This is a genomic window from Nocardiopsis sp. FIRDI 009 (genome assembly GCF_003386285.1).
Classification (GTDB): Bacteria; Actinomycetota; Actinomycetes; order Streptosporangiales; family Streptosporangiaceae; genus Nocardiopsis.
Genome location: NZ_QPNC01000019.1, coordinates 35,845 through 47,801 on the forward strand (window position 1 = coordinate 35,845; position 11,957 = coordinate 47,801).

12 protein-coding genes are annotated in these 11,957 nt (G+C 74.3%); 7 read left to right on the forward strand and 5 right to left on the reverse strand.

Annotation, left to right across the window (positions count from 1 at the left end):
* Positions 1-82: 82 nt before the first annotated feature.
* The gene (locus DVR05_RS16370) at positions 83-706 is read right to left on the reverse strand and encodes a TetR/AcrR family transcriptional regulator (RefSeq protein ID WP_232832179.1); all 624 of its coding nucleotides are present in this window, start codon (positions 704-706) and stop codon (positions 83-85) included.
* A 90-nt stretch (positions 707-796) separates the two neighbouring features.
* Between DVR05_RS16370 and DVR05_RS16375 the strand changes: the two genes are divergently transcribed.
* Positions 797-1,378, forward strand: a complete 582-nt coding sequence (locus DVR05_RS16375) for a DUF1772 domain-containing protein (protein WP_232832180.1) — start codon at positions 797-799, stop codon at positions 1,376-1,378.
* Here the strand turns inward: DVR05_RS16375 and DVR05_RS16380 are convergent.
* Positions 1,375-2,670, reverse strand: coding sequence for an isochorismate synthase MenF (locus tag DVR05_RS16380; RefSeq protein WP_116246766.1), 1,296 nt, complete (start codon positions 2,668-2,670; stop codon positions 1,375-1,377). The genes DVR05_RS16375 and DVR05_RS16380 overlap by 4 nt on opposite strands.
* A gap of 230 nt (positions 2,671-2,900) precedes the next feature.
* Here DVR05_RS16380 and DVR05_RS16385 point away from each other — a divergent pair, with 230 nt between their 5' ends.
* Positions 2,901-4,607, forward strand: a complete 1,707-nt coding sequence (locus DVR05_RS16385) for a glycoside hydrolase family 10 protein (RefSeq protein WP_116246767.1) — start codon at positions 2,901-2,903, stop codon at positions 4,605-4,607.
* A gap of 136 nt (positions 4,608-4,743) precedes the next feature.
* Here DVR05_RS16385 and DVR05_RS16390 read toward each other — a convergent pair whose 3' ends face one another.
* Positions 4,744-5,238: a GNAT family N-acetyltransferase gene (locus tag DVR05_RS16390; RefSeq protein ID WP_116247050.1), complete on the reverse strand. Its 495-nt coding sequence runs from the start codon at positions 5,236-5,238 to the stop codon at positions 4,744-4,746.
* 170 nt (positions 5,239-5,408) lie between these two features.
* On the opposite strand from DVR05_RS16390, the gene DVR05_RS16395 reads away from it, so the two are divergent.
* The 3 genes from DVR05_RS16395 (at position 5,409) to DVR05_RS16405 (ending at position 8,646) form a co-directional block, all read left to right on the forward strand.
* Positions 5,409-7,145: a GAF domain-containing protein gene (locus DVR05_RS16395; protein ID WP_116246768.1), complete on the forward strand. Its 1,737-nt coding sequence runs from the start codon at positions 5,409-5,411 to the stop codon at positions 7,143-7,145.
* A 152-nt stretch (positions 7,146-7,297) separates the two neighbouring features.
* The gene (locus DVR05_RS16400; RefSeq protein ID WP_116246769.1) at positions 7,298-8,068 is read left to right on the forward strand and encodes an HAD family phosphatase; all 771 of its coding nucleotides are present in this window, start codon (positions 7,298-7,300) and stop codon (positions 8,066-8,068) included.
* A gap of 158 nt (positions 8,069-8,226) precedes the next feature.
* Positions 8,227-8,646 carry an Hsp20/alpha crystallin family protein gene (locus DVR05_RS16405; protein ID WP_116246770.1) on the forward strand — a complete coding sequence of 140 codons (420 nt, stop codon included), beginning with the start codon at positions 8,227-8,229 and terminating at the stop codon, positions 8,644-8,646.
* Positions 8,647-8,844: 198 nt separating this feature from the next.
* On the opposite strand, the gene DVR05_RS16410 is transcribed toward DVR05_RS16405, so the two are convergent.
* A complete protein-coding gene (locus DVR05_RS16410; protein WP_116246771.1) occupies positions 8,845-9,750 on the reverse strand; it encodes a universal stress protein in 906 nt (301 codons plus the stop codon).
* 34 nt (positions 9,751-9,784) lie between these two features.
* Positions 9,785-10,537, reverse strand: a complete 753-nt coding sequence (locus tag DVR05_RS16415) for a response regulator transcription factor (RefSeq protein WP_304598597.1) — start codon at positions 10,535-10,537, stop codon at positions 9,785-9,787.
* 145 nt (positions 10,538-10,682) lie between these two features.
* On the opposite strand from DVR05_RS16415, the gene DVR05_RS16420 reads away from it, so the two are divergent.
* Both DVR05_RS16420 and DVR05_RS16425 read left to right on the forward strand, forming a co-directional pair.
* Positions 10,683-11,501, forward strand: coding sequence for a PP2C family serine/threonine-protein phosphatase (locus DVR05_RS16420; RefSeq protein WP_116246772.1), 819 nt, complete (start codon positions 10,683-10,685; stop codon positions 11,499-11,501).
* A gap of 83 nt (positions 11,502-11,584) precedes the next feature.
* On the forward strand, positions 11,585-11,956 hold the full coding sequence (locus tag DVR05_RS16425) for a metalloregulator ArsR/SmtB family transcription factor (protein ID WP_116246773.1): 372 nt from the start codon (positions 11,585-11,587) through the stop codon (positions 11,954-11,956).
* The last annotated feature ends 1 nt before the right edge of the window (position 11,957 follow it).

The following is an 11,957-nucleotide window of genomic DNA, read 5'->3' on the forward strand; positions in this document are numbered from 1 at the left end:
TAACGGGGTCGTGTTACACGCGTGTGTCCAGGTCCCGACCCGACCGGCTCCGTCTGCTGCGGACGGGCGCGGTCGGTGTCGCTCAGCCTCCGCTGAGGGCCAGGAAGCGGTCCACCGCGACGACCGCCTGCGTGCGGATCTCCTCCTGGGAGGGAGGGCGCTCGCCCAGCAGCACTCGGATCTGCAGGTCGCGGACCACCAGACCGTAGAGGAGCCGGAATGCCTCCTCCGGATCGTCGACGCGCAGCACGCCCTCGCCCGCGAGCCGGTCGAGGAACGCCGCGACCAGGGGGCCGGTGGTGTGGCGGCCGTGGCGCAACAGGAGTCCGGCCAGTTCCGGCGAGGTCATGGCCGCCCGGTTGAGCGCCACCGAGACGTCGCCGACGAGCAGCGTCAGGAGGTCGCAGGCGACCGCCGTGAGGGCGGTGCGGGGGTCGGACGACCGGTCGATCGCCGTCGCGACCGCGGCGTTCACCTGCTCGGCCTGTCGTTCGATCAGTGCGGCGAGCAGTCCCTGGCGGTTGCCGAACCAGGCGTACAGGCTCTCCTTGGACGAGCCCGCCCGGGTCGCCACCGCCTGCATCGTGATACCCGCGACGCCGCGCTCGAGGAGTTCGGCGAGCGCGGCGTCCAACGCGGCCCGGCGCCGTACCGCCCGCTCTCCCGCGCGGGGGCGGCCGCGACGGGAACGTCCGCCTGACGTCATGGGCACCTCCGGGTGTTCCAATAAACCGAACTTGTGAGTACGATTAAATCCGAACTCGTAAGTTCGATTTTAGTCGGAGTCGGAGGCCACATGACGAAGCTCCTTCCCCCGCCGTCTCCCGCGGGCTCGCCGAGCACGGCCGTCCTGCGCGCCCGAGGATGGGCGCTGGCGTCGGCCGCGCTGGCCATGGGGCTCATGGCGGGTTTCTTCTACGCCTACGCCTGCTCGGTCATGATCGGCCTGGCCCGCGTCGACGACCGCACGTTCATCGATGCCATGCAGTGGATCAACGCCACGGTGCGCAACCGGTGGTTCGCCCCCGGCTTCTTCGGGGCGCTCGCGCTGACCGCCCTCGCCGTCGCCCTGCACCTGTCGCGCGGGGGACGGCGGGTACTGCCGTGGACGGCCGCCGCCCTGGTGCTGTACGCCACGGCCTTCGGCGTCACCATGGGAGTGAACGTGCCCCTCAACGAGGACCTGGCCGCGGTCGGCGACCCCGCGCTCCTCGACGACCCCGCCGCGGTCCGCGCCGCCTTCGAGGACCGCTGGGTGGCGTGGAACACCGTCCGCGCCATCGCCTCGACCGCCGCACTCGTGTGCCTGCTCCGGGCCCTGGTGCTGCACGGCGGGGCGTCCCGTGTCCCGGCCCCGGAGCCCGATCGGTCGGTCTAGGCCTCGGGTCGGGCGGCGGGGTCGGTGAGGGCCTCGCGCACCGCCCGGAACTTGGACTCGGTCTCGGCGAGTTCGGCGTCGGGGTCCGAACCGGCGACGATCCCGCACCCGGCGAACAGGCGGGCGCGACGGCCCTCCACACGGGCCGAGCGCAGCGCGATACCCCACTCGGCGTTGCCCGCCCCGTCCAACCAGCCGACGGGACCGGCGTAGCCGCCCCGGTCCATCCCCTCGACCTCGGCGATCAGGCGCATCGCCGCGGCAGTGGGCGTCCCTCCGACGGCGGCGGTGGGGTGCAGCGCGGCGACCGCGTCCAGAGCCGACACCCCCGGGGCCAGGCGGGCGTGCACGCGGGTGGCCAGGTGCTGGACGTTGGCGAGGGCGAGCAGCTGGGGGGAGGAGGGCACGGAGAGCTCCCGGGCCAGGGGCCTGAGCGCGGCGCGCAGGGAGTCCACGGCCAGGGTGTGCTCCTCCACGTCCTTGGTCGAGGACCGGAGTTCCTCGGCCAGGCGGCGGTCCTCGACGGCGTCGCGTCCGCGCGGGCGGGTACCGGCCAGGACCAGGGAGGAGAGCCGGTCGCCCTCGCGGCGCAGCAGGAGCTCGGGGGTGGCGCCGACCATGCCGTCGACGCAGAAGGTGAAGCAGCTCGGGTAGCGCAGGCGCAGGCGGTCCAGGAGGGTGCGCACGTCGATGGGGGACCGCGCCTCGGCGACGACGTCGCGCGCCAGGACCGCCTTGTCGAGCCGCCCGGAGCGGATGCGGTCGACGGTGTCGGCGACGGTGTCCGTCCACTGCCGTCCGGTCAGGGAGCCGGGGCCCCAGGAGAGGGGGCCGACCGGGCGCGGGGCGCGGGCGGGGGAGGCCGGGACGTCCGGGCGCGCGTCCGGTTCGTCGGTCACGGTGGTCACCCACGCGCGCCCGTTCCGTCTGCCGATCAGGACCCGGGGCACCACGAGCGCGGAGCCGTGGGAGGTGGGCGCGAAGGTGAACGTGCCGAAGGTGACCAACCCGGTGCCGGGCAGGCCGACCGCGTCCACCACGTCGGCGTTCTCGACGAGGTCGGCGAACCAGCGGGCGGCCCGGGAGAAGCGGCCGGTGTCGGTGGGTTCGGTGCCCCGGGGGGCGCCCTCGATGTCCAGGCGTGCGGCCGAGCCCCAGCCCACGACGCCGTCCTCGCCGGTCAGCCAGGCCAGGGGGGCCTCGGCGGGCAGGCGGTGGACGAGGCTTCCGGTGCCGTCCCGCAGGGGGGTGGTGCGGACGAACAGTTTCGTGGGGCTCAGGGCGGCGTTCACGGGGACCGAGTCTAGGACCTCGTGTGCGGGCCCGTGCCGTGCTCCCTGACGTGCGCGGGAGCGTCGGAGCGGTCGGGGTCCGGGAAGGCGCGGCCGTCCCATACCCTGACAGGTCGCGCCTTTGTCCACAGGTTGGCGAAATCGTGTCCGAACCTTGACGATCTCCTTTACTCTGTTGTGCGGCGCGCCGTGCGCACGACGGTGCGCGAACGGGTGTGAGGAGCGTGGGCATGGGAGCACGGACAGCGGCGGCGCCGCGTCGGGGGGCGCGCTGGTCGGCGGCGGTCGTGGCGGCCGCCGTCCTGCTGTCGGGGTGCTCGGCCTCCGGGGACACCGTCGACGGGACCGGTCAGGCCGGGGCCGTTCCGCCCTCCGGGCCCTCGCCCTCGGACGCGGCGTCCCCCGACGCCGCGCCCTCCGGACCTGACGGGCCGACCTCCGCGGCGGCCCCGCCGTCGGCGTCCGCGGCGCCCCTCCGGTGCCCGTCCGACGACCGTGAACGCCGGATGCGCGGCGCCTGGCTGACCACCGTGCGCAACATCGACTGGCCCTCCGAGCCGGGCCTGTCCGCCGACGAACAGCGCGAGGAACTGGACGCCTACCTCGACGACGCCCTGGACCTGGGGCTCAACGCCGTGTTCCTGCACGTGCGGCCCACCGCGGACGCGGTCTACGCCTCCGACCTGGAGCCGTGGGCGCGGTACCTCACCGGCGAGCAGGGCGGTGACCCCGGCTACGACCCGCTGGAGTACGCGGTGGCGCAGGCCCACCGGCGGGGCCTGGAGCTGCACGCCTGGTTCAACCCCTACCGTGTGGGGTTCCTCGACCCGGACCTGGAGAACCTGGCCGAGGGCCACCCCGCCGAGGAGAACCCGGAGTGGGTGGTCGAACACGGCGACGAGGCCTACCTCGACCCCGGCAACCCCGAGGTCCGCGCCTGGGTCACCGACGTCGTGCTGGACGTGGTGGAGCGCTACGACGTCGACGGCGTGCACTTCGACGACTACTTCTACCCCTATCCCAAGGAGGGGGCGGTCTTCGACGACGACGCCACCTGGGAGGAGTACGGCGGCGACTTCGACGACCGCGCCGACTGGCGCCGCGACAACGTCGACCGGCTCGTCGCCGACGTCCACGCGGGTATCGGGGACCTCAAGCCCTGGGTGAGCTTCGGCATCTCCCCGTTCGGGATCTGGCGCAACAGCGACAGCGACCCGGACGGGTCCGACACCTCGGGTCTGGAGTCCTACGCGGCCCAGTACGCCGACACCCGCACCTGGATCCGGGAGGGCACGGTCGACTACGTCGCCCCCCAGCTGTACTGGAGTCGCGGGTTCGCCGCCGCCGACTACGAGACCCTGGCCCGGTGGTGGGCGGACGAGGTGGAAGGGACCGGCGTCGACCTGTACGTGGGCCAGGCCGCCTACCGGGTGGGGGAGGAGGGCTGGCGCGACGAGGACGCGCTGAGCACCCAGCTCGACTTCTCCGAGCGGCTGCCGCAGGTCGACGGGGACATCTACTTCTCCATCAGAAGCCTGCGGGAGAACGCCGCCGAGGCCTACGCGAACCTGGCCGAGGAGCACTACGCCCACCCCGCCCTTCCGCCGAGCACAGCACCCCGGGGGCAGGACCCGCTGACCGGTCGGGTCGGTGGCGTCACCGCCCGGGCCGACGGCGACCGGGTCGACGTGGCGTGGGAACCGGTCGAGGACGCCCGCTTCTACGCCGTGTACAGGGTGGGTTCCTCGGGGACCCCGGAGTCGGGGGACCCCGAGGGGTGCCCCGCCCTGTCGCCCGAGGACCTCGTGGGGGTCACCGGCGGGACCGGGCTGACCGACACGGCGCCGCCCGGGGACGGTGTGGGGTACGCGGTCACCGCCCTGGACGTCTTCCGGGCCGAGGGACCGCCCAGCGAGATCGCCGACGTGCGCGGATAGGCCGCCCTTCCGCGACCAAACACCTCGCGCCGGGGCGGTGCCCGCACGCCCCGGTGAGCAGGGGACCGCCGGGGCGGACGCCCGCACACCGCCGTGGCCCGACCGTCCGGGGTCGCGCCGCGCCCCGGCGTGGAGATCAACCGGGGGTCAGGCTCTTCGCCATGACCCGCTCCCCGCGAACGCCGTCGGCCAGTGGTTTGCCGGACTCGCCGGTGTCGGCGAAACCGTTCCGCTCGTAGAGCGCGGCCGCCTCGTCGTTGTCCGGCATCACGGACAGGCGCAGTCTCCGGGCACCGCGTGTGCGCCCCCACCGCTCCGCAGCCCGGATCAGCCGGTCGTCCACGCCTTGCCCCCGGGCCGTCGGGTCGACCCACATCGAGATCAGCTCGACGCGCTCCGGCCCGTCCGGAACCCCGCTGGCCATGCCCGCCGGAAGGCCGTCGAGGAACGCGACCAGACGGTGCGCGCCGGGAATCGACAGCCGGGCACGCCAACGCTCCTCCCGATCGCCGGAGCCCCGCCACCCGTCCAGCGTCGACCCGAACGCGTGGGGCGCTTCGGCGAGCGCCGCCAGCCGCAGCTCCCGCCAGAGGGGCCAGTCGTCCGATCCCAGGGTGCGCAGTTCGAGCATGTCCCAGAGCATGCCCGCCCGCAGGGGCGGCGGAACGTCGGTGATGGCCGCCCGCGGGTCGGGCGCGGCCGGAGGGTGGAGCGGCGGTGGCCACTGAACATCCCGGACCCACGAGCCTAGGATCGAAGAGAAGGGGAAGCGGGAGCCGGGAACCGCGTCGACCTCGGGGGATGGTCATGGACGAGACGGCCGGTTCGGGGGGCGGACGTCCCCCCGCGCCGTACCGGCAGGAGGCGCTCGACCAACTGCTCGTGGAGCTGCGGTCTCGGGTCGACGACGCCGTGGTCAGCCGCGAACGGCTGAGCGCCCTCCTGGACGCCGTCGTCATGATCGGGGCGGGACTGGACCTTCAGGGAACCCTGCGGCGGATCGTCGAAGCCGCCATGACCCTGGTCGGAGCCCGGTACGGCGCCCTGGGCGTGCTCGGACGCGACGGACGACTGGACCAGTTCGTCCCGATCGGCCTCGACGCCGAGCAGATCGCCCGCATCGAGCACTGGCCACGCGGGCGTGGTGTCCTCCGACTCCTGACCGAGGAGCCACGGCCGGTGCGGCTGGACGACATCTCCCACCACCCCGAGTCGCACGGATTCCCCGAGGGGCATCCGTCCATGCGGGGCTTCCTGGGCGTACCCGTGCAGGTGCGCGGCGAGGTGTTCGGCCACCTGTACCTCACCGAGAAACGGGACGGAGGCCGTTTCGACGAGGACGACGAGTCCCTCGTGGTGGCGCTGGCCGCGACCGCGGGCACGGCGATCGAGAACGCCCGCCGATACGAGCGCACCCGGCGGCGCGAGATGTGGTTGGACGCCTCCGACGAGGTCACCACACGACTGCTGAGCGGGGTGGACACCACCGACGTGCTGGGGATGATCACCCAGCGGGCCTGCCGCATGGCGGACGCGGACCTGGCCGCCATCGCCGGTCCTGACGCCTCCGGGCGGCGGCTCACGGTGCGGATCGCCAGCGGGCGGGGCGCCGAACGGATCCGGGGTCGCGGCACGGCCGTGGAGGGATCACTGACCGGTCGCGTCCACACCTCCGGTGAACCCGTGATCACCGATGTCTCCCGCTCCGGTGCGCACACCGCGGTGCTGCTGCGCGACCTGGGGGTCGGCCCGGTCCTGTTGGTGCCGCTGGGCCACGGGGAGGCGGTGCGCGGAGTCCTGTGCCTGGCCAGGAAGGAGGGAGCGGAGCAGTTCCACCCCTCGACGGAGGAGACGCTGCGCGCGTTCGCCGGACACGCCGCCCTCGCCCTGGAGCTGGCCGAGGCGCGCGCCGACGCCGAGCGCCTCAGCGTCCTGGAGGACCGGGACCGTATCGCCCGCGACCTGCACGACACCATCATCCAGCGGCTGTTCGCCGTCGCGCTGTCCCTGACGGGGGTGGTCGAACGCGTCGACGACCCGGCGACCGCCCGGCGGGTCCGCCGGGCCGTGGACGACCTCGACGACACCATCCGCCGGATCAGGTCGGTGATCTTCGCCCTGACGACGGCGGACGAGGAACAGGAGCGCACCTGGCCGCGTGACCGGATCGTGGGCGTGGTGAACGCCGCCACCGAGCCGCTGGGGTTCGCGGCCGGGCTGAGGATGGACGGTCCCCTCGACAGCCGGGTGCCCGAGCCGATCGCGGACGAGGCGGTCGCCGTGCTCCAGGAGGCCCTGACCAACGCCGCCCGGCACGCCCGGGCCCGGCGGGTGGACGTCCGGGTGGCCGTGGACGGCGACCTGACGGTCGAGGTCGCCGACGACGGCGTCGGACTCCCCGAGGGCGGCCGCCGCAGCGGTCTGCGCAACCTGGCCGAGCGGGCGGAGCGCCTGCGGGGCGCCTTCGCGGTCGGACCGGCCCCGGGCGGCGGGACGGTCCTGCGGTGGACGGTGCCGCTCCCCGACGACGGCGCGTGACGGGCGGCGGCCGTGGGCCCGCCGCGGAGCGGACCTTCGTTCGGGCGGCGCGGACCAACGGCACTGGCCCCGGCCCCGCGCCACGGGTGCAATGAGGTGCACACACTGGTCCGACCCGTGCGGCGACCGCCGCGGTGGGGAGCCGGGAACCCATGGAGACCGAGAGGAGCACGGGGGTGCCGCTCGACCGTGTGCGTGGGGCGGTCCTGGACACCGACGGTGTCATCGCCGACACCGCCTTCGTGCACGCGGCGGCGTGGAAGCGGGTGTTCGACGCCTTCCTGCGCCGCCGCTCCCGCGCGGGGGGCGGCGGCTTCCGCCCGTTCGACATGCGGGAGGACTTCCTGCGCTACGTGCACGGCCGGTCACGCGCGGACGGTGTGCGGGCCTTCCTCGCCTCCCGGGGCGTCCACCTGCCCGAGGACCCGGTCCCCGGCCACCCCGAGGCGGTGACGGTGGGATGGCTGGCCGACCGCGAGGACCGCCACTTCCTGGACTTCGTGGGCCGGTATGGGGCCACGGCCGTCCCCGGCACCGTGGAGTTCGTCGGCGGTCTGCGGTCGGCCGGGGTGCCGGTGGCGGCGGTCTCCCCGGGGCGCGACCGCGCCCGGGTGCTGCGCGCCGCCGGGGTCGCGGACCTGTTCGACGCCCGCGTCGACGGCTCCGACGCGGGCCGCCTCGACCCGCCCGGCGATCCCGGCCCGGCACTGTTCCTGGAGGCGGTTCGGCGGATGGGGGTCGAGCCCCGCCTGGCCGCCGCCGTGGAGGGTACGCCGGGCGGTGTGGGGGCCGTGCGGCAGGGGGGCTTCGGTCTGGTGATCGGGGTGGACCGCACCGGGTTGCGCGAGGAGATGCTGGCGCGGGGGGCGCACGTCGTCGTGTCCGACCTGGCGATGCTCCTTCCCGACCCGCGGGCGCGCTGACCCGCCGGAGGAGGTCCCCGTGGCCGGGTGACGAAAGACCCTGCGAACCGCACCCTTGGACGCCTGACACGGCCGCCGTGCGACGGGTTGAGTGGTGACGAGGCCCGGGGTACGCCCCCGCGGGCGTGCCGTGGACCGGTGAACCGAGGAGGTAGGACATGAACGCCATCGCCCGCCGCTCGGGGTTCCCGCGCTTCCCCGACCTGGCCGAGCTGTTCGAAGCCCCGTTCTTCTCGTCGCACGGGCCCGCGAGCCTGCGCGTGGAGACCGCGATGGAGGACGACCGGTACGTGGTCCGGGTGGAGGCGCCCGGAATGGACCCCGACGAGGACCTGACGGTGACCGTCGAGCACGGGGTGCTGACCATCGAGGGCGAGCGGAGTGAGAGTGAGACGTCCCCGCAGCACTCGGAGTTCCGCTACGGATCCTTCAGCCGCACGCTCACGCTGCCCTCGGACGCCTCGGAGGAGGACGTCGTCGCCTCCTACGACAGGGGAATCCTGGAGGTGAGCATCGGACTGACCAAGGCGGCCAAGGCCAGCCGCAAGGTACCGATCTCGCGCAAGTCCGAGGAGTAGACCGCCCGGGGCGGCGACCGCTGTCCTCCGTCCGCCACACCGGCTCCGCTGTCCGTGCCCTCCCCGCGACCGGCCGAGCGCCGTTCACGGGGAGGCGTCGCCCCGGCCGCGTGAACACGGGGGACGGGCTCCACCCGGGGCGGCGCGCCGGGGACCGGGGAAGGGCGAGCTCTCCCGGCCCGGCACCGGATCACCGCGTCACCGGGACGCCGTACGGGACGTGCGGACCACCGCGACCGGGCACGGGCTGTGCGAGATCACGTTCCGGCTCACCGATCCCAGCAGCATCCCGGCGAATCCGCCCCGACCACGGGAGCCCACGACCATCAGGTCGCAGTCCTCGGCCGCGGCACGCAGCACCTCGACCGGGTGGCCCTCCGCCACGACCTCCTCAAGCCGCACCCCCGGCCACCGCTCGCGCTCGCCCGCGACCGACTCCGACATCATCCGACGCGCCTCCTCCCCGGCTGCGGCCTCCCCGCTCTCGCCCACCCTGACCCGCGGCGGCCTCTCGGACGCGCCGAAACGCCTCCGCGAGGTCTCCCCGTGCGCCGTCACCGCTCGCAGCACCGCTCCGCGCAGGTCGGCGGCCTCGAACGCCCACGTCGCCGCGGTCCGCGCGGTCGCCGACCCGTCGACGCCGACCAGGACGCGGCCGGCGGGGGGAGGGAGTTCCCGGTCCGGTACGACGACGAGGGGGCAGGAGGCGAACATGAGCATGTCCAGCGCCGTGGAGTCGGGCAGGAAGACGTCCACGGCCGTCGTCCGATGGGCGCCGAGGACGAGGCTGTGCGCCTTCTGGCTCTCCCTCAGCAGGACCGGTTCGGGGTCTCCGGTGATGTGCGCGGCGTCGACGGCGAGGCCCGGAACCCGCGCCAGCGCACGTCGGCGCGCGTCGTCCACGACGTGACGCGCGAACTTGTACGCGTCGAACCCCGACAGGCCGCGCGGTAGCGCGCGGTAGAGCGGCCAGTCGAAGGCGTGGACGACCCGCAGCCCGCGCCCCCGCAGCCGTGCCTCGTCCGCGGCCCAGTCCACGGCCCGCTCGCTGGCCGGTGTCCCGTTGACCGCCACCACCACCGGGGCGTTCGCGCTCCGAGCCATCATGGCCTCCCCTCGCCGTGGACCCTCGCCGCCACTACGAACGGTCGGTTCCGTCTCCCAGGGTCGGACGCCGAGGCCGGTCGGCCCCGGTGACCGGTGGTCGGGGACCGGGCCCCCGCCAGGGACCGCTGCGGGCGGCCTGGGCCCTGAGCCGCGCGGCGTACGCCGCGGCCTGGGACCGGCGCTGCATGTCCAGCTTGGACAGCACGCTGGAGACGTAGTTCTTCACCGTCTTCTCCGCCAGGAAGATCCTCTCGCCGATCTGCCGGTTGGTCAGACCCTCCCCGATCAACTCGAAGACGCGGCGCTCCTGGTCGGAGAGTTCATCCAGCGGGTCCGCGGCGTTCGCCCCCTCACGGATCCGCCGCATGACCAGGGCCGTGCTGTGCGGGTCCAGCATGGACTCGCCGGAGGCGACCGTGCGGATGGCGCCGACCAGGTCCGAGCCGTGGATCTGCTTGAGCACGTACCCGGAGGCTCCGGCCAGCACGGCCTCGTAGAGGGCCTCCTCGTCGTCGTAGGACGTCAGCATCAGACACGCCAGCTCCGGGAACCGCGACCGCAGCTCCCGGCAGACCTCCACACCGCTGCCGTCCGGCAGGCGCACGTCCAGGACCGCGACGTCGGGCCGGGCGGCCGGGACACGCCCGAGCGCCTCGGCCGCGGTGCCCGCCTCACCGACCACCTCGATGCCCTCCTCGTCCTCGACCAGGGCCGTGATTCCGCGCCGCACCACGTCGTGGTCGTCGACCAGGAAGACACGGACGGTCCGGCCACCCTCCGGCATCGGCTCACACCTCCCCCGCGGACGGACACCCGCGGCCGGCCGTCCCCCACGGACCCGGAGCCGCGCCCGTCCCCCTGTCCTTCCGCCTTCTTCGCTCATACCCGCGAGGCGGCCCGGGGCACCCTTCTGACAGGGTGGGACGCGTATGGACGGAGACCAGAACTGTGTCCGGTGCCGTGGGACGGTCGCTCCGGACGGCCACTGCTGGGACTGCGGTGCGGCCCAGCCGTCGTTCCGATCCCGTGTGGAGGCGGCCGCCGCAGGCGCGGCGGGGGTCAGCGACCGGGGGCTGCGGCGCGGTGTCAACGCCGACGCCCTGAGGGTCGTGGTGACGGGGGAGTGGACGGTCGGGGTCGTCTGTGACGGCGTCTCCATGTCGCCCCGCTCGGACCGGGCCGCCCGGGTCGCGGCGCAGGTGGGCGCGAGCACCGCGGCGCGACGGCTGCGGGAGGGGGCGCTGCCCGAGGTCGCCCTGGACGAGGCCGTCGGACGGGCGGGGCGCGCGGTCGCGGCCCTGTCGACGTCGGCGAACCCGGCGCCCGCCTGCACCTACGTCGCGGCCGTCGTCGGGTCGGGGGGTGCGTGGGTCTGCTGGATCGGGGACAGCCGCGCCTACTGGCTGCCGGACGAGGGGCCGGGGTTCGCGCTGACCGAGGACGACACGGGCGCGTGCGACGCGCTCTCCGCGTGGCTGGGCGCGGACGCGGGGGAACCGGTGGGTCGGTTCCGGAGCTGGCGGCCGTCGGTTCCCGGGCGCCTGCTGCTGTGCACGGACGGGCTGTGGCGGTACCTGCCCTCGGCGGACGGGTTGCGCGCCGCCGCCGCGCGCCACCGGCCGGATCCGGTGTCCGGGGGCGGTCTGCTGTCCGAGGCGCGGGGCCTGGTCCGTCACGCGCTCGACGCCGGTGGACACGACAACGTCACGGCGTTGCTCATCCCCGTGGACGGCTTCGCGGGCGGCTGACCCGGTGGGACCCTCCCCGGGGTTTTCCGGGCGGAGGCGGCACCCCCTTGCTACAACAATCCAACGAACGTTAGATTGTTGCTATGTCATCGGACTCCTGCGAACTCCTCTGCGTCGACCTGCCCCAGGCGGAGAAGGTCCGCGCCCGCGTACCCGGCGACGACGACGTGCGCCCCGCCGCCGACCGGGCCCGGGCCCTGGCCGACCCCACCCGGCTGCGGATCGCCCGCGCCCTCCAGATCGGCGGTGAGCTGTGCGTGTGCGACCTGGCCTGGGTCTGCTCGTCCTCGCAGAATCTCGTCTCCCACCACGCCCGACAGTTGCGCACCGCCGGTCTGACCGCTTCGAGGCGTGACGGGAAGCTCGTCATGTACCGCCTCACCGACGCCGGACACGCCCTGCTGTCCCTCCTGCTGCCCGACCCCGGCCTCGAACCCGCCGTGAGAGAGGGCTGAG

Coding starts and splice junctions, on each gene's coding strand:
- DVR05_RS16425 (WP_116246773.1), top strand. CDS start 11,585: ATGTCATCGGACTCCTGCGAACTCCTCTGCGTCGACCTGCCCCAGGCG.
- DVR05_RS16370 (WP_232832179.1), bottom strand. CDS start 706: ATGACGTCAGGCGGACGTTCCCGTCGCGGCCGCCCCCGCGCGGGAGAG.
- DVR05_RS16410 (WP_116246771.1), bottom strand. CDS start 9,750: ATGGCTCGGAGCGCGAACGCCCCGGTGGTGGTGGCGGTCAACGGGACA.
- DVR05_RS16405 (WP_116246770.1), top strand. CDS start 8,227: ATGAACGCCATCGCCCGCCGCTCGGGGTTCCCGCGCTTCCCCGACCTG.
- DVR05_RS16395 (WP_116246768.1), top strand. CDS start 5,409: ATGGTCATGGACGAGACGGCCGGTTCGGGGGGCGGACGTCCCCCCGCG.
- DVR05_RS16415 (WP_304598597.1), bottom strand. CDS start 10,537: ATGCCGGAGGGTGGCCGGACCGTCCGTGTCTTCCTGGTCGACGACCAC.
- DVR05_RS16420 (WP_116246772.1), top strand. CDS start 10,683: ATGGACGGAGACCAGAACTGTGTCCGGTGCCGTGGGACGGTCGCTCCG.
- DVR05_RS16385 (WP_116246767.1), top strand. CDS start 2,901: ATGGGAGCACGGACAGCGGCGGCGCCGCGTCGGGGGGCGCGCTGGTCG.
- DVR05_RS16375 (WP_232832180.1), top strand. CDS start 797: ATGACGAAGCTCCTTCCCCCGCCGTCTCCCGCGGGCTCGCCGAGCACG.
- DVR05_RS16390 (WP_116247050.1), bottom strand. CDS start 5,238: ATGCTCGAACTGCGCACCCTGGGATCGGACGACTGGCCCCTCTGGCGG.
- DVR05_RS16400 (WP_116246769.1), top strand. CDS start 7,298: ATGGAGACCGAGAGGAGCACGGGGGTGCCGCTCGACCGTGTGCGTGGG.